This window comes from Rosenbergiella gaditana (genome assembly GCF_018494065.1).
In the GTDB taxonomy this organism is placed as follows: Bacteria; Pseudomonadota; Gammaproteobacteria; order Enterobacterales; family Enterobacteriaceae; genus Rosenbergiella; species Rosenbergiella gaditana.
Genome location: NZ_JABBFR010000019.1, coordinates 1 through 24295, shown reverse-complemented (window position 1 = coordinate 24295; position 24295 = coordinate 1). Strand labels below are relative to the sequence as shown.

The window sequence follows — 24295 nt, the reverse complement described above, 5'->3', positions numbered from 1 at the left end:
AGGCTTTATTTTACATTTAGACACAATAAACCACGACATTACCAAATGTTATAGTTTTTTAGCTATTTAATTACTATAGGTTATGAAAAATAGAATAGATGACGAAATTTATTTTTTTTACGAAAGATTCACGCTGTGAGATAGTCGCTAAAATTATTTTAAAACAAGGGCATCCCTGTGATTGCTCGACATATCGTATGATTATTCAGCGCATTGCACCGGATGATCGCTATATCGTTTGACTCAGTTTTGATATAAATTGATGACAAAATTTTAACAAATTCGCGAAACAGTATTTGGAGATCGTTCCAATCGTTCTTTTTGGAGGCAGTAAATGACAGATAAAAAGGTGACACTTAAACTCGACTCTAGTGAGTCAGTCGTCGACCTGAATGTACTTAAAGGAACATTAGGCCAAGATGTTATCGATGTGCGCACGTTAGGATCTCATGGCGTTTTTACTTTTGACCCTGGCTTCACTTCGACAGCGTCTTGCGAATCCAAAATCACTTATATTGATGGTGAGGAAGGTATCCTGCTGCATCGCGGTTTTCCTATTGCTGAATTAGCCACGAAATCCGATTACCTTGAAGTCTGCTACATCCTGCTCAATGGTGAAGTCCCTACCGCGGAACAATACCAACAATTTAAAACGCAAGTTACTCGCCATACTATGATCCACGAGCAGATCACCCGACTGTTCCATGGATTCCGTCGTGACTCACACCCAATGGCCGTTATGTGTGGGGTGACCGGTGCTCTCGCAGCGTTTTACCATGACTCAATGGACGTCAATAATCCTCGCCACCGCGAAATTGCCGCGTTCCGTTTACTGTCCAAAATGCCTACCGTTGCCGCAATGTGTTACAAATATTCTATTGGGCAACCTTTTGTCTACCCGCGTAACGATCTTTCCTATGCCGGGAACTTCCTGCATATGATGTTTGCGACACCGTGCGAAGAGTACAAAATTAATCCGGTATTAGAACGTGCAATGGACCGTATTCTTATTCTGCATGCTGACCATGAACAAAATGCGTCAACGTCAACGGTAAGAACCGCTGGCTCTTCTGGGGCGAACCCTTTTGCCTGTATCGCTGCGGGAATCGCTTCATTATGGGGGCCAGCACACGGTGGTGCTAACGAGGCGACATTACATATGCTCGAAGAAATTAGCAGCGTCGAACATATCCCAGAATTTGTACGTAGAGCAAAAGATAAAAACGATTCGTTCCGTTTAATGGGCTTTGGTCATCGGGTCTACAAAAACTATGATCCACGTGCCACCGTTATGCGTGAAACCTGCCATGAGGTCTTAGAAGAATTAGGAATGAAAGATGATTTATTGGAAGTTGCGATGCAACTTGAGCATATTGCGTTGAACGACCCCTATTTCATCGAACGTAAATTATACCCTAACGTCGATTTCTACTCAGGCTTGATCTTGAAAGCGATGGGGATCCCCACCTCGATGTTTACCGTTATTTTTGCGATGGCACGAACCGTTGGTTGGATTTCTCACTGGATAGAGATGCACGAAGAAGGAATGAAAATCGCACGTCCGCGTCAGCTATATACGGGTTATACCGAACGTAAGTTTGAATCGAAGCGCTAAGTTTAGTGCACGCTTCGGGGAGAGCGATGCTCTCCCCTTTCAACTTATTTAGCGTTAAAGATCGCTTCTAACGATGCCTTCATTGGCGCACGATCAACTTTCTTACCAAACCAATTATAAACGTTTTGTGCGCCTTGGTTGACCAGCATATTTAAGCCATTTAATGTAGTGCATCCCTTTTTACCCGCCTCGCGAAGTAATTTTGTTTCGGGAGGATTCGGGATCACATCTGCCACGATCATCGCTTTATCAATGGATGCGAGATCAATGTCTGGAATCGCTTCTTCATCGTTTAAACCAATCGACGTAGCATTGACCAAAATCTCAGTTTGACTATCAATCGCTACTTGCTTGGTCCATTTTGTGAACGAAGCCTTCGCATCGGTATTCTTTTCAATCAGTTTAACTAAGGCCTCGCCGCGCTCTTCATTGCGGTTAATCAGAGTAATATGTTTTGCGCCCGCCAAGGCAGCCTCAACGGCAATCGCACGCGCAGCTCCCCCTGCACCGAGTAAAGTAATATGCTTACCTTTTACCGAGGTAATATCACTGAGCGCTTCAATAAAGCCCTGTCCATCAGTGTTATAACCGGTAAGTTTACCGTCTTTAATCACAACGCAGTTAACCGCACCAATGACTTGGGCTGAGGTATCGAGCTCGTCAAGATATTGAATGACTTCTTGTTTGTTGGGTAGTGAGCAGCTAAAACCTTTCCATCCCATGGCTATCGCGCCATTGATTGCTTGCTCAAGCTTCTCTGGACCGACTTCACAGGTGATGAAACGCGCATTCATTCCTTCTTTCTGATAACCCGCTTCGATCATGCGAACCGTCGGGTTTTCGCTACAAGGTGAAGAAAAAGAACCCGTCAGATCACTCAGAAAGTTTATCTTATTTGCCACGTAAAGCTCCTTGTCAATTTTATAATGGAACCGGTACCTTTGTGGTGCGGTTTTTCTAAAGTGTTTAAATAAGTGTAGTCAATATGCGCCAACATAAACAGCCACCAGCCAAAGAGTCGTTACTATCAGCGTCGAAAAAACGTAAAAAAGTTTTACGCAATCAAATCGTCCTCAGGAGTGTCTACTAACGCCCCATTCAATCATATTCAATACCTGCTGCTGGGCAAGCGCCGCTTCGCGTGCTTGCGCTAAGGTACAATAAAGAAAATGTAGCGGTTCCCGGGGACGTAATTGCGCCAAATGATAAAGATCACACTCAATAACCTGGCCAATACGCGCATAACCGCCAGTGGTTTGCGCATCGGCTAACAGGATAACGGGTTGACCACTGGGGGGAACTTGGATCGTCCCGGGTAATACACCATGGGAAAGCAACTCTTCACGATGGGAGAACTTTAATCCCCTTCCCTGCAGTCGATGACCCATCCGATTGCTTTGCGCGGTTAATGTCCACCCTGTACGCCAAAAAGCCTGCTGCGAATCGTTGGTAAACTGTTTGAACTCCGGACCAGGAATAACACGTACTCGGTTACCCCAGAGTAACTGTCTCACCCCTATGGAGCACTCAAACTGTTGTGATGCATGCCCCAGAGGTAATGTGTCGCCATTTTGTAAAAAACGGCCTTGAAAGCCACCAAACCCAGCATTCAAGTCAGTGCTTTGTGAACCCATCACCTCGGGGAGGTCGAATCCACCGCTAACAGCCAGATAGCTTCGCATTCCTCTCAAAGGGGACTGCAGATGTAACGTCTGACCTGCTCGAGCATAATATCGCCAACCTGTCGCCACTCTCTGCCCCGATAAACGACTTTGGCAATCGGCACCCGTCAGCGCGAACCAACAGGATTGTTCAAAGCGAAGAAGAGCATTCCCTTGTGTAACTTCAATGACAGCCTGATTTTTATCATTACCTACTAGTATATTGGCCGTTTGCATAGCAGGAAAATCCAATGCGCCACAGCGCCCGACACCATATTGACCCAAACCAAACCGACCGCCATCCTGTATGGAGCTGGCTAAGCCTGCTTTAATCACCGTCAGCATATTCCATCCTTATTCGGTACAAAACGAACGGTATCGCCAGGGCGCAATAAGAAAGGGTGTTCGCGTTTCTCATTGAATAACTGGCAAGAGGTCTGTCCGATAATTTGCAATCCCCCTGGGGAGGTTAAGGGATAAATACCGGTTTGGGTCCCCGCAATACCAACACTGCCGGCTGGCACTGATAATCGAGGCGTTTTATGGCGTGGACAAGCTAAGCTAGGGGATAGCCCCGAAAGATAAGGAAAACCAGGTTGAAAACCAATGAAAAATACGGTGTAGCGTTCAGCGCTATGGGCCTCAACCACTTGTTTGGGCGTTAATCCCACCCTCTCGGCCAGTGAGACTAAATCAGGGCCTGCCGAGTTACCGTAAAGAACGGGGATATCGATATTTCGAGAATGGGGGAGGAATGATTGCGCTTCTTGCCACCATATTTTGAGTAAGGCTATCGCCTCCTGTTGCGAGGCAGGAATAGCGTTCAGCTGAATGGTGAGGTTGTTCATACCGGGAACGACTTCCGCCACCCCCGGTTCGTGGATAACCTTCTGAGCCAGCCCCCAAATACGTTGTTGCAGAGAAAGCGACACGGGTGGCGGGGACTCAATCACCAGTGTTCTTTCGCCCAACATATAATAACGCATCGCTGACAAAGCTCACTCCCTAGTGGTGAACACAATAGGTCTATGAAACATTATATTAACTTATCAGTTATTGGCGGTGGCGGTAAGGGATAAAAACCTGTTTTATTGAGTATTTAACACAGTAACTCACACCGGATTGTCAATATCGATAAAGGTGACGTCGACACCATGCGTACGCGTTAACCACTCACCCAAGGCCTGGATCCCTCCCCGCTCGGTAGCATGGTGTCCGGCACTGAAGAAGTGTATCCCGCGTTCACGAGCGATATGTGCCGTTCTTTCAGAGACTTCTCCGGTAATAAAAGCATCGACGCCTGCATCTGCCGCTCGTTCAATGAAGTCCTGTGCGCCGCCCGTACACCAGGCAATACGTGTGATTATCCCTTTTTCGTCAGGGCCACAATATAGGGGTTGGCGTTGTAAGCGCTCGGCTAACCGTTGAGACAGTTGTGACGCGCTAAGGGGCTTCTCAAAGTGGCCTTCAAGCAAGTAAGCTTCGATTTCTCCCGTAACCGTGATATCTAATAACTTAGCCAGCTGCACGTTGTTGCCTACTTCTGGATGAGCATCTAAGGGCAAGTGCCATCCGTACAAATTAATGTCGTGGGTCAATAGGGTCTTAAGACGTTGACGCTTCATATTTTTAATGACCACTGGCTCGTTCTTCCAAAAATAGCCATGGTGGACAATAATCGCATCAGCCTCCAGTTCCACCGCTCGGTCCAGTAATGCTTGGCAAGCAGTCACTCCCGTCACAATTTTTTGTACCCTCTCACGCCCTTCGACTTGTAGGCCATTAGGCGCGTAGTCTTTAAATTGAGAACTGTTTAAGTAACGGTCAATATGCTGTTCTAAGAGGGTGTTTTTCATACTCTGTCCTAACTCTAACGATTATCGATGTTTTCGCGCCTGTTCAAATGCTTGCAGGGTCACTTCCCGAGCATGGCGATGTTCCACAATTGGTCGCGAGTAATCAAGTTTCTTATTCTGTTTATCTGCCCATAACCAAGGCTCGTGAATATTTTTTTCAGGAACCTCCTCAAGTTCTGGAAGCCATTGATGGATAAACGTGCCCTGTGGATCGAAACGCTCGCTCTGACGAGTAGGATTAAAAATCCTAAAATAAGGCGCCGCATCAGTACCTGTTGAAGCAGCCCACTGCCATCCCCCATTGTTGGCCGCTAAGTCGCCATCGATAAGTTGTTGAGAAAAATAATGCTCTCCCCATCGCCAATCAATCAACAGGTCTTTCACTAAGAAACTGGCACATACCATTCTTAAGCGGTTATGCATCCAACCGGTTTGATTCAATTGACGCATGCCAGCATCGACTATGGGGAAACCGGTGTTTCCTTCACACCATGCAGAAAAATGCTTTTTGTTATTCTGCCACGTAATATGATCCGTCCAGGTTTGGAAAGGCTTATAGCGACAAAGCTGCGGCTCAGCGACTAAAAGATGACGATAAAAGTCTCTCCAGATCAGTTCGTTTAACCAAGTCGCCGCCCCACCAGCCTGTTCAAATACATGAGGATGATCATTGATGACACGTTTCGCACACTGTTTTGCTGAAAGCAGTCCAATCGCCAAGGCTGCAGATAAACGGCTGGTATCATCTTCGGCAGGTAAGTCACGCTGCTCAGCATAACCCTCTACTCGACTTTTTGAAAACTCACGCAGTCGCGATAACGCGGCGTCGTGACCCGCAGGAAATCTTTTTGAGTCGTATTTCCCTTCGTTGGTCGAAAAGTCAGGCAATGCTGAAGGCTTAACGGAAGAAGGATAGGAACGTTTCTGAGGAAGTGTGCTGCACTCTACCTCTTCTGTACTCAGTTTCTTGAGGACCGCACGGGAAAAGGGAGTGAAAACATGATACATCTTCCCCTGCCCCGTCAGCACCGAGCCTGGGGGGTAGAGTGTCGAGTCATTAAACCCTTGGCATACGATATCTTGTTGGTGGCAAAGCGCTTCAATACGCTGGTCGCGTTGGCGTTCGTTCACTTCATATTGGTAGTTATAGAACACTTTATCTATTTTATGCTTTTCACATAACTGCATGAATTCTTTTTCAAGCGTTTGATAAGTGGCTGTTTCAATAACTAACAGCGGGATCCTTCTTTCTTTCAGATCCTGCTGGAGTACGACTAATGCATCATACTGATAGTTGAGCTGTCGGGCGGAAACATTGTGCTGTTGCCATTGCTCCGGTGTTATACACCATAAAGCGATTACCTCAGCCTCGTTATCGATACAGGCGGCGGAGAGTGCAGGGTTATCCCGTAAGCGTAAATCGTGGCGAAACCATACTAAATGCTGCTGCGACATATCATTCTGCCTATAAATCGTATTCAATAAACCAAGGATAAAGATAACGTTGTTGAGCTAACCACCCGTGTGGAGCGGCAGCCTGCATTGTTCGTAGCGTTGCCTTTACCTCACCTAGAGAGACTTCCCCCAATCGATATTGGTGGATAAGTGCGGTAAGCCGTTGACGAGCCTCATCATTGACCTTTTTACGAAAGTACCCCTGCAGATGCATCACAACATTAGTGTGATTCTGCACCGTCGCAGGGTAGCGCAGTAAACGCATAAAATGCTGACGATACTGATGTGCAAACTCGTATAAGGAAGGTTCATGCTTGATATTGGCGACTAACGGCCCGAGCTGCCGATAAGCAGGTTGTGAATGAGCCAAAAATTGCATTTTATAACGCGTATGGAACTCAATTAATTTATGAGTCGTTAACGCTTCACTTAGCAGTTGATTAAACTCGTGCAAAACACTTATCTGCTCAACAAAATGATCCCACTGTGACGCATCAGCCAAATCATTCTTATTGATCACCGGCACAACATCTAGCTCTTCGGCGAGTAAACAAAATAGCCGTCTGATTTTAGAGCTTTCAGGATGATCGGGTGGATAATAGTTATCGATCACTACACCACAGAGTGTGTCGAGAAATAACCCCTGCCCATCGAACCACTTTTCTAGATGAAAAGGAGGTGAAAGGAGTTCATCGATACTTTTGTGAGTTAATGGAATATCAATGATGGAGACGCTCACAGGCCCCGCTTCGCTCTGGAAAACCTGAGGGAAATTTAGGGTGTCGACTATAGCGTCAGCAGGCCAATAAAATCTGGCAAGTGTGAGCTGCATTCATTGTCATCCTTTTCAATTAACTGGGTAAAATCTTACCCTTAAGTATTAATTAGCATCGTTTAAGTGTAGCCAATAATAAAAAAGGCGCCATTAAGGCGCCTTATCACAGCAGAGCAATTAAGCGTTTTTCAGAACTTCACTAACAATTTCTACTGCTTCTTTTTCAATACGTTGGCGATGTTCAGCCCCAAGGAAGCTTTCACAATAGATCTTGTAAGCATCCTCTGTACCTGAAGGACGCGCCGCAAACCAGCCGTTTTCAGTCATTACCTTTAGACCACCGATAGCAGCATCATTACCCGGTGCACGAGTCAGGCGAGCAATAATGGGATCACCGGCCAGCGTGTCAGCGCTAACCATCTCTGGTGAGAGCTTAGACAACGCACTCTTCTGCGCAGAAGTCGCCGCAGCTTGTAGGCGGTTATAGCTCGGCGAACCAAACTTTTCAGCCAGTTCATCATAATGTTGCTGTGGGTTTTTCCCCGTTACCGCTGTGATTTCGGCCGCAAGTAGACACATAATGATGCCATCTTTATCCGTTGACCAAGCCGTTCCGTCGAAACGTAAAAAAGATGCCCCTGCACTCTCTTCACCGCCAAAACCGAGCGTACCTTCGTAAAGACCGTCTACAAACCACTTAAAGCCGACCGGCACTTCAATCAGCTTGCGGCCAATACTCTCCACTACACGGTCAATCATCGCACTGGAAACTAATGTTTTACCGACAGCAACATTTTGTCCCCATTGTGGACGATGTTGGAAGAGATAATTAATCGCTACGGCCAAGTAGTGGTTAGGATTCATTAATCCCGCAGGCGTAACAATACCATGACGGTCGTAATCGGGATCGTTACCAAAAGCCAGGTCAAATTGCTCGCGATATGCCAATAATCCCGCCATCGCACACTCTGAAGAGCAGTCCATACGCACTGCGCCATCTTTATCTAAATGCATAAAGCGGAATGTTTGGTCAACGTGGTCGTTCACCAGAGTGATATCTAACTGGTAATGCTCGGCAATACGTTTCCAATACTCAATACCACTGCCGCCGAGTGGGTCCACACCAAGATGGAGACCCGCTTTCTTGATTGCAGCAAAATCAATGACCTCTGCAAGTCCTTCAACATAAGGCTGAATAAGGTCAACTTGCTTAAGCAGTGAACTGGCATTGACCTCAGTAATTGAAAGACGCTTAACACCTTCCAAGCCCTGTTGGATTAATGCATTAGCTCGGTCTTCAACCACTTTAGTGATATTGGTATCGGCAGGTCCACCATTAGGCGGGTTATATTTAATCCCCCCGTCTTCTGGAGGATTATGCGAAGGCGTAATCACAATCCCATCGGCCTGAGGGCCAGATTGTTTGTTGTGTTCCAAGATAGCATTAGAGATAGCAGGGGTTGGCGTATAGCCGTTATCGGTTTGGATAATCACTTCAACGCCATTTGCTAAAAGCACTTCAAGTACCGAAATCATGGCGGGCTCTGAAAGCGCGTGAGTATCTTTACCCACATAGCAAGGGCCTGTAATCCCTTGCTTCTGGCGCTCTTCGGCAATTGCTTGGGCAATCGCCAAGATATGAGCTTCGTTAAAACTCTGACGTGTAGCGCTGCCGCGATGCCCGGAGGTACCAAACTTTACAGCGTGTTCCGTATTGGATACATCTGGCGTCAATACATAATATTGAGCCGTCAACTGCGCCACGTTGATAAGATCGTTTTGCCCAGCGGGTTGCCCTGCTCTAGGGTGAGTTGCCATGAGTACTTCTCCGGTACAAGTTATAATTTTATAGCGTTCCGCAAACCTTATCTGTCAGTTCCTGCGGTAACTTCATTGTTTGCATAATATGTTCAACCATACTGCATTTACGGCCAGTATTAGTATTTGTGATAACCCAATAGGGAGTGCCAGAAATATGCTTAGGCTTGGTGTGGTTGCCACTTTGTAATAACGTCAATTCATCGCCTGCAAAATAGAGACGAGTCCGCCCTTGCATGGATTGCGTTGCTTGAGAAAAAGCCTCCGCATCCAGCTGATAAAGCGTTGACAGAATTAACATAAACCGATTTACCGCACGCTTTTGCTCGGCGTACACATCGGAGAGCAGTAACTCACGCACGGCACGAACACGATCAGAAGGCTTCTTATCATTTGACGCTTTTGCCTTAGATAACGCCTCAGAAGTAATGGCTGCGGTGTCTGCTTCCTGCAACGCTTGGTCAGTGACTTTTAACATTCTGCGTAAAATCTCAGACGCGCTCTCACCAATATGCTGTGTATGGCTGGCGATAAAGCGATATAGGTCGTCATCTATTTCAATCGTTTTCATTGTAGTCCGTGCAAAAATATTTGAGACTTAAGCCAAATGAATGAGAGAAACAATTCGTAGGACCTAAGTCGGTGCGATTATAAATTTAAACTGGCGTTAACCAACAGTTTTAACCTGTTTCCCGCCAAAACTCAGATAATGCCTTAAGCTTTCGGTAAATAAGCTTCAAGGTAAATTTCATGATACCTTAACTTACCCTATTAGCAGTAAGATCTTTAACGATGATTTTAAATAACCGCCTGCATTCTGCACAATTTGCCAGCAATCAACCCGCAATACTTCTTATTCATGGCTTATTTGGAAGTTTAGATAATCTCGGGATCCTTGCCCGTGACCTCCGTCAAACTCATACTGTCCTACAAGTCGATGTACGTAATCACGGATTATCGCCGCGTAGCGAGCAGATGGATTATGCAGCAATGGCGCAAGATATGTTTGATACGCTCGACTCACATCACCTTTCGGACGTTATTGTTATCGGGCATTCCATGGGCGGTAAAATTGCCATGGCCATGACGGCTCTCTTCCCCTCTCGCATCAAACAGCTGGTCATTATTGATATTGCCCCAGTTCATTACACGACCCGTCGCCACGATAGTATGTTTGCCGCCATGGAAGCGGTCACTCAAGCCGGAGTTAGCGACCGACGCGAGGCAAAAAGCATCATGGAACGTACTCTTGATGAAGCAGACGTTATTCAATTTCTCTTAAAATCTTTTCATCATGGCGAGTGGCGTTTTGCCATCTCGGCGCTTTGGAACAACTACACCACGATTTCAGACTGGGAGACACTGCCTGAGTGGCATGGACCAGTACTGTTTATTCGCGGCAAAAATTCAACCTATCTTGATGCGTGCTATCAAGCGCTTCTGCTCGCGCAATTTCCCCAAGCGAAAGCCTATGTTATTGCCGGTGCGGGTCACTGGGTTCATGCCGAAAAACCGCAAGCGGTACAACGCGCAGTAAACCGTTTTTTATCTATCACAGGATAAAAAATCGTTCAGTGACGATTTTCGATGGCGCTGTACGGTGCGGTAGAGTATTATTGCGCGCTCATTTTTAGCAGGCATCAACGACCTATTTCATGATGCAGCATAGGCTTAACCCTAAGACGTCCTGCAGGTACTCATTTTCTCATCATGGCAAAAGAACACACTGATCGAACGACGCTAGACTTGTTTGCAGAAGAGCGCCGACCTGGCCGCCCGAAGACGAGTCCTTTAACACGCGATGAGCAGTTACGTATTAATAAGCGTAATCAGTTAAGACGAGATAAAGATAAGGGCCTACAGCGTGTTGAACTGAAGATGCCCAGTGAAATCGTCGAAGCATTGAATACGCTAGCAGACCAACACAATATGAGCCGAAGTGAATTAATCGAGACGATGATCGCTTCACAACTCGCACTTAGCAGTGATTAATACGCACTCACGGATAAATCTGTAAACTTTACAAGTTCCGCAAGATTTTCAGGTCTGCTATCATCATGACAATCATTATTCACTCTATTTAGAACATAGATTCAAGAGGTAAAGCTCCCCATGGCAATCGTAGGCATCTTTTTCGGTAGTGATACCGGCAACACTGAAAATATCTCAAAAATGATCCAGAAGCAGCTAGGTAAAGAAGTTGCTGACGTTCATGATATTGCTAAATGTGCCAAAGAGGACCTTGAAGCTTATGATATCCTCTTGCTCGGTATCCCTACTTGGTATTACGGTGAAGCGCAATGTGATTGGGATGACTTTTTCCCAACGCTTGAAGAGATTGATTTCGCAGGTAAGTTAGTCGCCCTCTTCGGCTGCGGTGACCAAGAAGATTACTCGGAATATTTTTGTGATGCCTTAGGGACTATTCGCGATTTTATTGAGCCTAAAGGTGCGGTTATTGTTGGGCACTGGCCGACTGAGGGTTACCATTTTGAAGAGTCTAAAGGCTTGGCGGATGATAAACATTTCTTAGGCCTAGCGATCGATGAAGACCGTCAGCCTGAACTCACAACTGAACGTGTAACGAGCTGGGTGCAGCAAATTACTGATGAAATGCAGTTAAAAGAAATCCTTAATGCTTGATGGGGTTTTTCTACCAAATGTGTTACCGTAATAGGCGAATTTAAATATAAAAGGGGCTTCTCAATGTCCCTTTTAATAAAGCAACAGGACAATACTGCATGACTGATAACAACTCTGCACTGAAAAAAGCTGGACTGAAGGTCACGCTACCAAGATTAAAAATTTTGGAAGTGCTTCAGGAACCAGAATGTCACCACGTCAGTGCGGAAGATTTGTATAAGCGGCTTATTGATATGGGTGAAGAGATTGGTTTAGCGACAGTTTATCGCGTATTGAACCAATTTGACGATGCAGGCATCGTTACCCGCCATAATTTCGAAGGTGGAAAATCAGTTTTCGAATTGACACAGCAACAGCATCACGATCATCTGATCTGCTTAGACTGTGGTCGTGTCATTGAGTTTTCCGACGAATTTATTGAGACTCGTCAACGCGATATCGCAAAGCGCTTTGGTATCAAACTGACTAACCACAGCTTATACCTCTACGGCCACTGTACCGCTGGCGACTGTCGTAAAGACGACACGCTGCACGAAGAACACTAAGTTAAAGAGCTTAAAAAACCCCACCTTATGAACTGCACCCAAAAAGTTGGACACTCAACGAAGTAAGGTGCAGTTTTTTATTTGTCTTTATGACTCCATTACCGCGATAGGTTCTTTACCCCCTTTTAACGGCATCCGCTTTCTTACGCTATCTCTTAAATATTGAGCTGATGAGTCAGCGTGGAGTTGACGAGCGAAGGCTAGCTCGGCTTCACCTATATTCGGCTGAATAGCATCTGGAGATGGGACAAGTTGACCGCTCTCTAAATGGTAACAGTAATCCCCCCCTTCATTAGCCTCAATAAATATATATTGCGTGATATCCCGCTGATGCTGTTCGAAAAAAGATAACTTCTCTTGATGAGTCATCATCCAGCGCTGGCTGAGGTGACTTTGGTGCAGCGTCGTCAGAAAAGCAGTGATTTCTACGGCCGCGTTGTCAAGAAGGTAGAACCCTTGATTAATCATCACATAAAGCCTATTCAGCACTAGACGGTAGCGCTGGTAATCGCTAAATTTTTGTCCTACAAAGCCTTGGCTTGTCACGTGTTTATCACAGGCGATCAGTAATGTTGCCAGGGTAACCGCTTCGTCAAACCATTCGTGAAGTCTTGCTGATAGTTCCAGATCTTTGTCGACAAAAGTACGATAAGTATCGAAACTCTGCGCTTTATTATAAAGCGTCGCGGCAAGGTAGAGCCCCTCTTCACAGGAAGCTATGGTGGCGGTAGCCAGCATAATCTGTTGCCCAATAGCCGCCAACACTGCTGTCAATTCCTTACGCTCTAAAGCCTCCTGCCCGCTCCGCGCATTTTTTTCTAGCCGTTGAGCACAACCCCTTATAGGGGAATGGATTAAGGGATCACTGAGTGAGCGGTGCAAGTAATGGCCCTTGCCCGTCTGACGGTATAAATGTGAGAATATCGCTAAATACCCTTCTCCTAATTGATAAAATTGCAGAGCTTCTGGCTTCATACCAAAGTAGAAGTCTTTATAACGGCATAATTTTTCAAATCCGGCTAATACAGTATTTATCATTATTCACTCGCCCCACTGAACGCCAATTGGCGTGCAATCATTTTGCTCATTATTTTTTAGCAAAAAACGCTTAAACCATAGCTCAATACCCCCTTTTACTCGTGGATGATTAAGATAAGATTAAAAAGTCGAAAAAAGATAAATTGAGAGTGAGTGATGAATATCGCTGTGGATTTTACGAATTGAAAGAAAGATGGAACATCAAAGGAAGGATTTAGCAGTAAGACACTCAAACGAGTGCCCTACTACTTAGTAGAATTAGACTGCTTTCTGCCAGGTATCTCGTAATCCGACTGTGCGGTTAAATACCAGATTATCTGGACGAGAATATTTGCTATCTGCGCAGAAATAGCCTTCTCGTTCAAATTGATAAGGCTTACTCGCCTGGGCGGTCGCTAAGCTTTGTTCCACAAAACCTTGGCGAATAGTTAATGAATCTGGATTGATCGCCGTGAGGAAATCATCTTCAGCGGCAGGATTTGGTACGCTGAATAAGCGATCGTAAAGTCGAAACTCTGCTGGGAGACCGGTCGCTGCCGAGACCCAATGAATGACGCCTTTTACTTTGCGTCCATCTGCAGGATCTTTTCCTAACGTATCCCGATCACAGGTGCAATGGATAACGGTGATTTCACCTTGCTCATCCTTTTCGATACGTTCGGCTTTCACCACATAAGCATTACGTAAACGGACTTCTTTGCCCAGTACCAATCGCTTATAGTGTTTGTTCGCTTCTTCACGAAAATCTGCGCGGTCAATCCAAATTTCACGGCTAAAAGTCACTTCGCGTGACCCCATATCTGAACGGTTCGGGTGCTCAGAAACCGTTAAGGTCTGTTGGTAATCCTCGGGTAAATTATCAATAACCATTTTTACCGGATCCAACACAGCCATTGCTCTAGGAGCATTTTCATTCAAATCGTCGCGAATACAAGATTCTAAAGAAGCCATTTCTACAATATTATCTTGTTTAGTGACACCGATACGTCGACAGAATTCGCGTAAAGAAGCGGCAGTGAAACCACGGCGGCGCAAACCAGAAACTGTCAACATACGAGGGTCATCCCACCCCTCAACCACTTTTTCGGAAACCAGTTGCGTCAGCTTACGCTTGGACATCACTGCATATTCGAGGTTAAGACGAGAAAATTCGTATTGTCGAGGACGGGCTTCAATAGAGATATTATCCAATACCCAATCGTAAAGACGACGGTTATCTTGGAACTCTAGGGTACAAAGTGAATGCGTAATCCCTTCAATCGCATCAGAGATGCAATGGGTGAAATCATACATCGGGTAGATGCACCACTTGTTACCCGTTTGGTGATGTTCGGCAAATTTAATACGATAAATGACCGGATCACGCATTACGATAAAGTTTGAAGCCATATCAATTTTAGCGCGAAGGCAGGCCGTTCCTTCTGCAAATCCACCCGCACGCATTTTTTCGAACAGCGCCAAGTTCTCCTCAACACTGCGATCACGATAAGGGCTATTTTTACCTGGCGAAGTGAGTGAACCACGATATTCACGAATTTGTTCAGGCGTTAACTCATCAACATAGGCCAAGCCTTTATTGATAAGCTCTACCGCGTAGCCATAAAGGCGATCGAAATAGTCAGAGGAGTAGCGAGGTTCGCCCTGCCAAGTAAATCCTAGCCACTCGACATCGCGCTGAATTGACTCGATAAATTCCACGTCTTCTTTAACCGGATTGGTATCATCGAAGCGTAAATTGCACTGCCCTTGATAATCTTGAGCGATACCGAAATTTAAGCAAATAGACTTCGCATGGCCAATATGTAGGTAACCATTGGGTTCAGGCGGGAAACGAGTATAAACCTGGTTATGTTTACCACTCGCCAGATCTTCATCAATGATCTGACGAATAAAGTTGGTTGGGCGGGCTTCAGCCTCACTCATCTTAAATCCCTCAATTACGGTGAACGGTACTTTGTCTTAACAGTTATACCTTATGATCCATAAAGCTAGACCGATAAACAACCGTTAGTTAATAAACAGCGATAAAAAAGGCAGGATTATCCCCTGCCTTTTAGTTATTCACCATTAAGTGACTATTTTATAATCGCTAACAACGGCGAATGTCCTGCTACCACATGGTTTTCTGATTTTAACACCAGTTGTGCATAGTCTTCGCTGTTACTGACCACAATAGGACTAATCATTGAAGGAGCATGTTCGGAGAGATATGCCAAGTCCATTTTTAAAATCGGCTGACCTTGCTCCACCTCAGCGCCTTCTTCGACTAATCGCTCAAACCCTTTGCCTTCAAGCGCTACCGTATCAATCCCCATATGAACGATGATTTCTGCCCCTTCGTTCGACTCAAGACAGAATGCATGATTGGTGGCAAAGATCTTTACGATAGTCCCCGCTAACGGTGCAACCACTACCTCGCCAGTGGGATTGATAGCAACTCCATCCCCAACGGCTTTGGAGGAGAAAGCCGCATCAGGGACTTGTTCCAGCATGACAATCTCACCACTCACTGGCGCGACCAGCGTTGCCAGCGCGGGCTGACTCTCTTCGCTCTGGGTAGCAGGTGCTACCACCTCATTGACCTTAGGCGTACCGATTTGTGGTGGTAACACGGCACTAATCGGGCCTTTTTTACTAACTGACTTCATCGCTTCCGCGATAGCTTCTGCTTGTGTCCCCACAACAATTTGTACGCTCTGTTTATTAAGGTGCAGTACACCGGAAGCCCCTAATTTTTTCGCTAATACATCATTCACTTTATCCGCATCAACCACTGACAGACGTAAACGGGTAATACAGGCGTCAATATTAGTGAGGTTAGTGGAACCTCCGACCGCTGAAATATAGCGGCGGGCAAGAGACTCATTACGTGACTCCCCTTCCTCAGGTTGACTAATACTCTCCTCCCCTCCTTCCATCTCCACTTCCGTCTCACGTCCTGGTGTTTTAAGGTTAAATTTAAGAATTGTGAAGCGGAACACGGCATAGTAAATGACGAAGAAAACCAGACCTTGTGGAATTAACATATACCAGTGTGTGGCGAGGGGATTACGCGATGACAAGATCATATCAACTAACCCTGCACTGAAACCAAAACCCGAAATCCAATGCATTGACGCAGCAATAAATACAGAGATTCCGGTTAATATTGCGTGAATAACAAACAGAACTGGCGCAACAAACATAAAGGAGAATTCGAGGGGCTCAGTAATACCGGTGAAGAACGCGGCGAAAGCTGCGGCAAGCATAATACTACCGACTTTTGCTCTATTCTCTGGATGTGCACATTGCCAGATCGCTAAGGCAGCCCCCGGTAGACCAAACATCATCACTGGGAAAAAGCCAGCCTGATAACGGCCAGTGATCCCGGCTATGCCCGTTCCCTCAGCGATGGATTTTGCGCCGCCTAAGAAATTAGGAATATCGTTAATCCCTGCGACATCAAACCAGAATACCGCATTCAGCGCATGGTGAAGGCCTACTGCAATCAAGATTCGGTTAAAGAAGGCATAAATACCGGCCCCTAGCGCACCCATCTTCTGAATATGGACCCCAAAATCAACCAAGGCATTAAAGACCAATGGCCAGATATACATCAAGATAAAGGCGACCGCGATCATCAGAAAAGAGACCAAAATCGGCACTAAGCGACGGCCACTAAAAAATGAGAGTGCTTTAGGGAGTTCAACATGACTGTAACGGTTGTAAACTTCCGCCGAACAAATACCGACTAGGATTCCAATAAAAGGATTTTTAATTTTCTGGAAGGCTAAGGGCACTTGATCAAGAGGAATATGTTGAATCAGGCTGACGGCAGTCGGCGCACATAAATTAGTGACTACCAGGAAACCGATAAATCCGGTTAAAGCCGCCGCACCGTCTTTGTCTTTCGACATACCGTAAGCGATACCAATTGCAAAAAGCGCTGGCATATTATCCAGAATCGCCAACCCTGAAGTGGTGAGTAGCGCGGCGATTGCGTTATTGGGATGATTACTGCCTTGTTCAATCCAATAACCAATCCCCATCAGTATAGCCGCTGCGGGTAAGGTCGCTACTGGCACCATAAGCGCCCGCCCCACGCGTTGTAAATAATTTAATAGACTCACCTAAAACCCCTCAGCTACGTACGGATTATGATAATGACAATGATTTGGTCGTCGTACTCTTTATGCGCCAATCATCAACGACCTATTAAAGAGTTAATTAATTCTCTTCGCAAATTAAACCGTCTATTTTTATGACAACCATCAACAATTTTATGTTTTTAAATGGATATTTGTAGCCTTTATCGCCTACTTATTTTAGTATTAAAAATATCATTTCTCGCGTCCGGATGTTGATCAATGATAAGGGTGTGAAGTTATCCGGTTACCGAGTCTCTTATTCATGCATCAACGAGGTAAATATGCGATTGATTCCACTTGCCTATGCAGAACAAGTTGGCCAATGGGCTGCCCATCATATCGTCAAGCGTATTACTGCTTTTCAACCCACAGCCAACAACCCCTTTGTTTTAGGGCTACCGACGGGAGGCACCCCTTTACAGACCTATAAAGGTTTAATTGCCCTCTATCAAGCTGGCAAGGTTAGCTTTGAGCATGTGGTCACATTCAATATGGACGAATATGTTGGATTACCACAAGAACATCCTGAAAGTTATCATAGTTTTATGTATAAAAACTTCTTTGATCACATCAATATTCGAAAAGAGAATATTAACTTACTCGATGGTAATGCTGACGACGTTGAGGCAGAGTGTCAGCGCTACGAACAAAAAATCCAAGCTTACGGTAAAATTCATCTATTTATGGGTGGCGTGGGTAACGATGGCCATATCGCGTTTAATGAACCGGCCTCCTCGCTCTCTTCCCGGACCCGCATTAAAACCTTGACCCACGAAACGCGACTCTCAAATTCTCGCTTTTTTAACAATGATATTGATGCAGTACCTAAGCACGCCTTAACCGTTGGCGTTGGAACCCTTCTTGATGCGGAAGAAGTGATGATTTTAGTCACAGGTAGTGCTAAAGCACTCGCCTTGCAGGCTGCTGTAGAAGGGAATGTTAACCATATGTGGACTATTAGCTGCCTACAACTCCATCCTAAGTCTTTGATTATTTGCGACAAGTCATCCACTATGGAGCTCAAAGTCAAGACCGTTGATTACTTCCAAGAGATGGAAGCAGAAAATATTAAAAACTTTTAGACACAACGGGTAAAAATCCATTAACCGCTTGGGAGTGTAAAATGTATGCATTAACCGAGGGTCGTATTTTTAGCGGCTCGCAAATATTTGAGAACTATGCGGTAGTCATCGATGGACAGACTATCACTGAAATCTGCCCTATTGCAGACCTCGATACCAAAATTGAACGTCGCTCGGTGGCTGGCGCAAATATTGCTCCAGGGTTTATCGACCTCCAATTGAATGGCTGTGGCGGGGTACAGTTCAGTGAGCAGCTCAGTGCACTGAGCGTGGAAACATTAAGTCAGATGCAACGCACCAATGAGGCATCAGGCTGTACCAGCTTTTTACCGACGCTGATTACCAGTAGCGATGAAATGATAAAGCAAGCAGTAGAGACCATGCAACGCTGGCTCGCTGAGCATCAACACCAAGCCTTAGGGCTACATCTAGAGGGTCCTTGGTTAAATAAAGAGAAGAAAGGCACCCATGATGAGATGTTAATTCGCCCGCCCACTCCAGCACTGGTGAACTTTCTTTGCGAAAACGCCGCAGTCATCAGCAAAATCACGCTTGCCCCCGAATGTGTCCCCGATTCAGTAATTAAACAGTTGGTGGCGGCAGGAATAGTGGTCTCTATTGGCCATTCCAATGCTACCTACGAGCAAGCCATGGCGGGGTTCGATGCAGGCATCACTTTCGCAACGCACTTGTATAATGCTATGCCACTCCCCGCAGGAAGAGCCCCAGGCGTTATTGGCGCAGTATTGGACTCTCCCGCCGTTTACTGTGGTATGATTGCCGATGGTCACCATGTCCATTTTGCCAGTCTACGCACTGCGCAGAAAATTAAACAAGCACAAGCTATTTTGGTGACCGATGCAACGGCGCCTGCGGGCACCCACATTGACCATTTCACCTTTGCGGGAAAGACCATTTATTTTAAAGATGGGCTTTGCGTCGATGACAAAGGTACGTTGAGTGGTTCCGCTCTCACCATGATTGAAGCGGTAAAAAACAGCGTCGAATATTTGGGCGTTCCTCTCGATGAGGCGCTAAGAATGGCAAGCCTCTATCCCGCACGAGCAATCCACGTAGAGCGGAAATTAGGCACGTTACAGGCGGGGAAAATTGCCAATATCGTCGTTTTCACATCCGGTTTTGAAGTTATTGAAACCATCGTCAATGGTGACACAGTCTATCATAGGTAAATATTGGTATGCCCAATAGCGGTGCTGCACAAATTGGTAATGTTGATCTGGTCAAGCAACTCAATGGCGCCGCAGTCTATGGCCTCATCGATCAGCACGGCCCCATCTCTCGTATTCAGGTCGCAGAATTAAGTCATCTTGCCCCTGCCAGCGTGACGAAAATTACCCGCCAATTACTGGAACGTGGGCTAATTAAAGAGGTCGAACAACAAGCCTCTACTGGCGGAAGACGGGCTATATCAATTATCACCGAAACCCGCCCTTTTCATACCGTTGCCGTCAGATTAGGGCGCAAAGATGCGACTATCGCCTTATTTGATCTCAGTAGCAAAGTCTTGGTTGAACAGTGTTATCCACTGACTGCGGAGACTCAACCGGTATTACAGCAGCAACTGTTCACCATCATTGAGCAATTTATCGCAGATAATAAGCACGTTATTCGTGAATTGATTGCAATTTCGGTTATTTTGCCAGGATTGGTCGATCCTGAAAATGGCAAAGTTCGCTCTATGCCTCATATCGCGGTTGAACAGTGGCCATTGGTTGACGCTCTAACAAAGACATTTAAATTAGCCAGCTTTGTCGGACACGACATTCGTAGTTTAGCGCTAGCTGAATACTATTTTGGCGCGGGAAGTGACTGTTCCGATTCCTTACTTGTCAGGATTCATCGTGGGGCGGGAGCCGGTGTGATCATCAATGAAAATATTTTCGTTGGTCGTAATGGTAATGCGGTCGAAATCGGTCACATTCAGGTTGATCCACTGGGAGAACGCTGTGATTGTGGTCACTTCGGTTGTTTAGAAACAGTAGTCTCAAATCCCGCTATCGAAAAAAAGATCAAACAACTATTAAACGCCGGTCATGAAAGTACCTTATCGGTTGAAGCCTATACTATTCACGATATCTGTAGAGCCGCTAACCTTGGCGATCCGCTCGCGAGTGAAGTGCTCAAACACGCCGCGCTAACTCTCGGAAAAGTTATTGCCTCATCAATTAACCTGTTTAATCCCCAAAAAGTGATCATCGCCGGTGAGATTACTGCTGCAGATGCTATTCTTTTTCCTATCATACAACGCTGTATTGATACGCAAACGTTAAATGCTTTCGGCGAAAATTTACCTGTTGTCAGCTCACAGCTCGGTAATCGTACCGCGATTGGCGCTTTTGCTTTGGTAAAGCGTGCTATGTTAAACGGTAAACTACTCCAGCATCTTTTGGATGATGGGAGGAAAATCCCCAGCTAGTTCGACCTATTAGGAAGATAGAAATGACACTTAAAAATGTGATTTGTGATATTGATGGCGTACTGATGTACGATAATAAGGCGGTTGAAGGGGCTGGGGCTTTTTTGCACCGCCTCATCGACAACGATGTCCCTGTCGTGTTGTTGACCAACTATCCTTCACAAACATCCCAAGACCTCGCTAACCGCTTTCACTCCGCGGGTATAGAAGTCCCGGCTTCATTGTTTTATACCTCAGCCATGGCCACTGCAGATTTTCTTAGCCAACAACCGGGCAAAAAAGCCTATGTTATCGGTGAAGGTGCCTTAGTGCATGAGCTATATAAAGCGGGCTTTACCATTACCGATGTTAACCCGGACTTTGTCATTGTGGGTGAAACCCGCTCCTATAACTGGGAAATGATGCATAAAGCGGCTTATTTTGTGGCCAATGGTGCGCGTTTCATCGCAACTAACCCAGATACCCATGCCAAAGGATTTGTACCGGGTTGCGGTGCCCTTTGTGCAGGGATTGAAAAAATTTCCGGGCGATCTCCTTTCTATGTAGGTAAACCGAGTCCCTATATTATTCGGGCTGCGTTAAACCGTATCCATGCGCACTCTGAAGAAACCATCATTATTGGCGATAACTTACGCACGGATATTCTTGCAGGCTTCCAGGCTGGCTTAAAAACCGCTCTGGTTCTTTCGGGCGTGTCGCAACAACAAGATGTTGAAAATGTTCCCTTCCGGCCTGATTGGATTTTCCCTTCTGTCGCCAATATCGATTTCGCTGACCTCAACTAATCCTCTAAGGCCTTTTACAGTAAAAGGCCTTTTTTATAAAAGTCATCAAAAAACCTCAAACACAAAATATTATCTAATTTTAATACTATAATTTTAGATAAAATCAAATAAATAACCTTGGTCTATATCTATTTTACGATTTTTTGTGAAACTACTTGCATTCAATATACCAAATAGCGCATTTTCTTATACAAGGCGTCTAGGAAAGGCCCAAATCAATAACTTAAACGCAAAACAGCTATCATCACTGGATGAGTTCAGGAGTAGAAATATGTGTTCGATTTTTGGTGTACTGGATTTACAAACTGAGACAACAGAATTACGTAAGAAAGCGTTAGAGCTTTCAGGCTTAATGCGTCATCGTGGACCGGATTGGTCAGGAATTTTTGCTGACGAGCACGCTATTTTAGCGCATGAACGCCTCTCCATTGTCGATGTAAATAATGGTGCCCAACCTCTCTACAATGCTGATCGAACCCACGTCTTAGCGGTTAACGGTGAGATTTATAACCACCATATATTGCGTAGTGCGCTGCAAGACAAATATCAATTCCAAACTGGTTCTGACTGTGAAGTGATCTTGGCACTCTATCAAGAAAAAGGTCTCGATTTCCTTGACGATCTGCAAGGCATGTTTGCTTTCGTCCTTTACGATACTGTTAAACAAAGTTGGCTGATTGGACGGGATCATATCGGAATTATTCCTCTTTATTACGGCCATGACGAACACGGTAACTTGTTTGTGGCCTCGGAAATGAAGGCATTAGTTCCCGTCTGTCGCACAATTAACGAGTTCCCTCCAGGGAGCTATATGAGTAGTGAAGATCACCAGATTCATCGCTACTATCAACGCGACTGGATGGAGTATGAAAACGTGGCGCAAGCTGTCACGGATAAAAACGCACTCAAAGATGCTCTGGAAGAATCAGTTAAAAGCCACCTGATGTCTGATGTACCTTACGGAGTATTACTTTCTGGCGGATTAGACTCATCAATTATCTCAGCAATTACCAAGCGTTTTGCGGCAAAACGCGTTGAAGATGCCGATCAAAGCGATGCTTGGTGGCCACAACTTCACTCTTTTGCAGTAGGATTGAACGGTGCTCCAGATTTAAAAGCAGCGAAAGAAGTCGCCGAAGCGCTGGGAACAGTTCATCACGAGATTAACTTCACCGTGCAAGAAGGCCTTGATGCGATCAAAGATGTGATTTATCACATTGAAACCTATGATGTGACCACTATTCGTGCATCAACACCTATGTATTTGATGTCACGTAAGATCAAAGCCATGGGTATCAAAATGGTGTTATCCGGCGAAGGTGCAGATGAAATTTTTGGAGGTTACCTTTATTTTCATAAAGCGCCTAACGCCAAAGAGTTTCATGAAGAAAACGTGCGTAAACTGGCTGCACTGCATATGTATGACTGCGCGCGCGCCAATAAAGCGATGTCAGCTTGGGGCGTAGAAGCACGTGTACCGTTCTTAGATAAGCAATTTTTGGATGTGGCGATGCGTATCAACCCTGCGGACAAAATGTGTGGCCAAAATGGTAAAATGGAAAAACATATCCTGCGTGAATGCTTTAGTAGCTATCTCCCGGAGAGTGTTGCTTGGCGTCAGAAGGAGCAATTTTCCGATGGTGTAGGTTATAGCTGGATTGATTCCTTAAAAGAGGTCGCGGCTCAGCAAGTCACTGATCAACAATTGTCCACGGCCAGTTACCGTTTTCCTTACAATACTCCAGCGTCTAAGGAAGCTTATCTATACCGCGAGATTTTTGAATCACTTTTCCCTGTAGCGAGTGCGGCAGAGTGTGTGCCTGGTGGGCCTTCAGTTGCTTGCTCTTCAGCAAAAGCTATCGAATGGGATGAAGCCTTTAAAACAATGGATGACCCTTCGGGCCGTGCAGTAGGCGTTCACCAATCAGCCTACTAAGTGTCTCTGTCGAGCTACCTTAAACCCTCTTTTATGAGGGTTTTTTTTCGCCATCAGCTTTTCGCGATGCAGTAAAAGAGCCGAACAATTTTAGTATTTTGGTTAAGTTGCCACCAGCTTGCGTATTCTGCAACCAAACAGAACGTAATTTAATAAAAAGCTTTAAAAAGTGGTTGACCGACTCAGTGCAAATTAGCATAATGCGCCCCGCAACGCCGACAAAGGTAGCGCAAAAAAAGTAAAGATGGCTACGTAGCTCAGCTGGTTAGAGCACAGCACTCATAATGCTGGGGTCACAGGTTCGATTCCCGTCGTAGCCACCATCTTTAATGCGGAAGTGGCGAAATTGGTAGACGCACCAGATTTAGGTTCTGGCGCCGCAAGGTGTGCGAGTTCAAGTCTCGCCTTCCGCACCATTTTGTACTATCTTTAGAAGCTAAGCATGTTGGGATATCGCCAAGCGGTAAGGCACCGGTTTTTGATACCGGCATTCCCTGGTTCGAATCCAGGTATCCCAGCCAT

The 24295-nt window shown here is 45.6% G+C and carries 21 protein-coding genes and 3 tRNA genes; 13 read left to right on the top strand and 11 right to left on the bottom strand.

Going from position 1 to position 24295, the window contains the following annotated elements; genetic code table 11:
* Positions 1 to 334 precede the first annotated feature (334 nt).
* A complete protein-coding gene (locus HH682_RS12720; protein WP_214237921.1) occupies positions 335 to 1615 on the top strand; it encodes a citrate synthase in 1281 nt (426 codons plus the stop codon).
* Positions 1616 to 1659: 44 nt separating this feature from the next.
* Here the strand turns inward: HH682_RS12720 and aroE are convergent, their stop codons facing one another.
* The 8 genes from aroE to seqA all read right to left on the bottom strand — a co-directional run bounded on the left by aroE (position 1660) and on the right by seqA (position 9751).
* Positions 1660 to 2517, bottom strand: coding sequence for a shikimate dehydrogenase (aroE, locus tag HH682_RS12715; protein WP_214237920.1), 858 nt, complete (start codon positions 2515 to 2517; stop codon positions 1660 to 1662).
* 171 nt (positions 2518 to 2688) lie between these two features.
* Positions 2689 to 3621 carry a 5-oxoprolinase subunit C family protein gene (locus HH682_RS12710; protein ID WP_214237919.1) on the bottom strand — a complete coding sequence of 311 codons (933 nt, stop codon included), beginning with the start codon at positions 3619 to 3621 and terminating at the stop codon, positions 2689 to 2691.
* Complete coding sequence (gene pxpB / locus HH682_RS12705) at positions 3615 to 4271, bottom strand: 5-oxoprolinase subunit PxpB (protein WP_214237918.1); 657 nt, start codon at positions 4269 to 4271, stop codon at positions 3615 to 3617. The genes HH682_RS12710 and pxpB overlap by 7 nt, the downstream gene beginning before the upstream one ends.
* Before the next feature lie 117 nt (positions 4272 to 4388).
* Positions 4389 to 5132 (bottom strand): type 2 GTP cyclohydrolase I, encoded by a 744-nt coding sequence (locus HH682_RS12700; protein ID WP_214237917.1) that lies wholly within the window; start codon positions 5130 to 5132, stop codon positions 4389 to 4391.
* Between the two features lie 21 nt (positions 5133 to 5153).
* Complete coding sequence (gene phrB, locus HH682_RS12695; RefSeq protein WP_214237916.1) at positions 5154 to 6587, bottom strand: deoxyribodipyrimidine photo-lyase; 1434 nt, start codon at positions 6585 to 6587, stop codon at positions 5154 to 5156.
* Between the two features lie 10 nt (positions 6588 to 6597).
* Entirely contained in the window at positions 6598 to 7419 is an 822-nt protein-coding gene (locus HH682_RS12690) for a YbgA family protein (protein ID WP_214237915.1), read from the bottom strand.
* A gap of 120 nt (positions 7420 to 7539) precedes the next feature.
* Positions 7540 to 9180 carry a phosphoglucomutase (alpha-D-glucose-1,6-bisphosphate-dependent) gene (gene pgm / locus HH682_RS12685; RefSeq protein WP_214237914.1) on the bottom strand — a complete coding sequence of 547 codons (1641 nt, stop codon included), beginning with the start codon at positions 9178 to 9180 and terminating at the stop codon, positions 7540 to 7542.
* Between the two features lie 28 nt (positions 9181 to 9208).
* Positions 9209 to 9751: a replication initiation negative regulator SeqA gene (gene seqA, locus HH682_RS12680; protein WP_214237913.1), complete on the bottom strand. Its 543-nt coding sequence runs from the start codon at positions 9749 to 9751 to the stop codon at positions 9209 to 9211.
* A gap of 221 nt (positions 9752 to 9972) precedes the next feature.
* Here seqA and HH682_RS12675 point away from each other — a divergent pair, with 221 nt between their 5' ends.
* The 4 genes from HH682_RS12675 to fur all read left to right on the top strand — a co-directional run bounded on the left by HH682_RS12675 (position 9973) and on the right by fur (position 12368).
* Positions 9973 to 10743 carry an alpha/beta fold hydrolase gene (locus HH682_RS12675; RefSeq protein WP_214237912.1) on the top strand — a complete coding sequence of 257 codons (771 nt, stop codon included), beginning with the start codon at positions 9973 to 9975 and terminating at the stop codon, positions 10741 to 10743.
* 147 nt (positions 10744 to 10890) lie between these two features.
* A complete protein-coding gene (gene ybfE, locus HH682_RS12670) occupies positions 10891 to 11172 on the top strand; it encodes a LexA regulated protein (protein WP_214237911.1) in 282 nt (93 codons plus the stop codon).
* A 120-nt stretch (positions 11173 to 11292) separates the two neighbouring features.
* Positions 11293 to 11823 (top strand): flavodoxin FldA, encoded by a 531-nt coding sequence (gene fldA, locus HH682_RS12665; protein WP_214237910.1) that lies wholly within the window; start codon positions 11293 to 11295, stop codon positions 11821 to 11823.
* A gap of 98 nt (positions 11824 to 11921) precedes the next feature.
* Entirely contained in the window at positions 11922 to 12368 is a 447-nt protein-coding gene (fur, locus tag HH682_RS12660; protein ID WP_214237909.1) for a ferric iron uptake transcriptional regulator, read from the top strand.
* A gap of 87 nt (positions 12369 to 12455) precedes the next feature.
* On the opposite strand, the gene HH682_RS12655 is transcribed toward fur, so the two are convergent.
* From HH682_RS12655 to nagE, 3 genes are all read right to left on the bottom strand, one after another.
* Positions 12456 to 13406 carry a hypothetical protein gene (locus tag HH682_RS12655; protein ID WP_214237908.1) on the bottom strand — a complete coding sequence of 317 codons (951 nt, stop codon included), beginning with the start codon at positions 13404 to 13406 and terminating at the stop codon, positions 12456 to 12458.
* Positions 13407 to 13664: 258 nt separating this feature from the next.
* Positions 13665 to 15329 (bottom strand): glutamine--tRNA ligase, encoded by a 1665-nt coding sequence (gene glnS / locus HH682_RS12650; protein ID WP_214237907.1) that lies wholly within the window; start codon positions 15327 to 15329, stop codon positions 13665 to 13667.
* Between the two features lie 152 nt (positions 15330 to 15481).
* The gene (nagE, locus tag HH682_RS12645) at positions 15482 to 17473 is read right to left on the bottom strand and encodes an N-acetylglucosamine-specific PTS transporter subunit IIBC (RefSeq protein WP_250318694.1); all 1992 of its coding nucleotides are present in this window, start codon (positions 17471 to 17473) and stop codon (positions 15482 to 15484) included.
* A gap of 341 nt (positions 17474 to 17814) precedes the next feature.
* On the opposite strand from nagE, the gene nagB reads away from it, so the two are divergent.
* From nagB to HH682_RS12605, 8 genes are all read left to right on the top strand, one after another.
* Positions 17815 to 18615, top strand: coding sequence for a glucosamine-6-phosphate deaminase (gene nagB, locus HH682_RS12640; protein ID WP_214237905.1), 801 nt, complete (start codon positions 17815 to 17817; stop codon positions 18613 to 18615).
* 41 nt (positions 18616 to 18656) lie between these two features.
* Complete coding sequence (nagA, locus tag HH682_RS12635) at positions 18657 to 19805, top strand: N-acetylglucosamine-6-phosphate deacetylase (RefSeq protein ID WP_214237904.1); 1149 nt, start codon at positions 18657 to 18659, stop codon at positions 19803 to 19805.
* Positions 19806 to 19813: 8 nt separating this feature from the next.
* Positions 19814 to 21052, top strand: coding sequence for a DNA-binding transcriptional regulator NagC (gene nagC, locus HH682_RS12630; protein WP_214237903.1), 1239 nt, complete (start codon positions 19814 to 19816; stop codon positions 21050 to 21052).
* A gap of 23 nt (positions 21053 to 21075) precedes the next feature.
* Complete coding sequence (locus tag HH682_RS12625) at positions 21076 to 21837, top strand: HAD-IIA family hydrolase (protein WP_214237902.1); 762 nt, start codon at positions 21076 to 21078, stop codon at positions 21835 to 21837.
* Between the two features lie 271 nt (positions 21838 to 22108).
* The gene (asnB, locus tag HH682_RS12620; RefSeq protein ID WP_214237901.1) at positions 22109 to 23773 is read left to right on the top strand and encodes an asparagine synthase B; all 1665 of its coding nucleotides are present in this window, start codon (positions 22109 to 22111) and stop codon (positions 23771 to 23773) included.
* A gap of 246 nt (positions 23774 to 24019) precedes the next feature.
* Positions 24020 to 24096: transfer RNA gene (locus HH682_RS12615), tRNA-Met, on the top strand.
* A gap of 8 nt (positions 24097 to 24104) precedes the next feature.
* A tRNA-Leu gene (locus HH682_RS12610) sits at positions 24105 to 24189 on the top strand.
* Positions 24190 to 24219: 30 nt separating this feature from the next.
* Positions 24220 to 24294 (top strand) — tRNA-Gln (locus HH682_RS12605).
* Position 24295 lies beyond the last annotated feature (1 nt).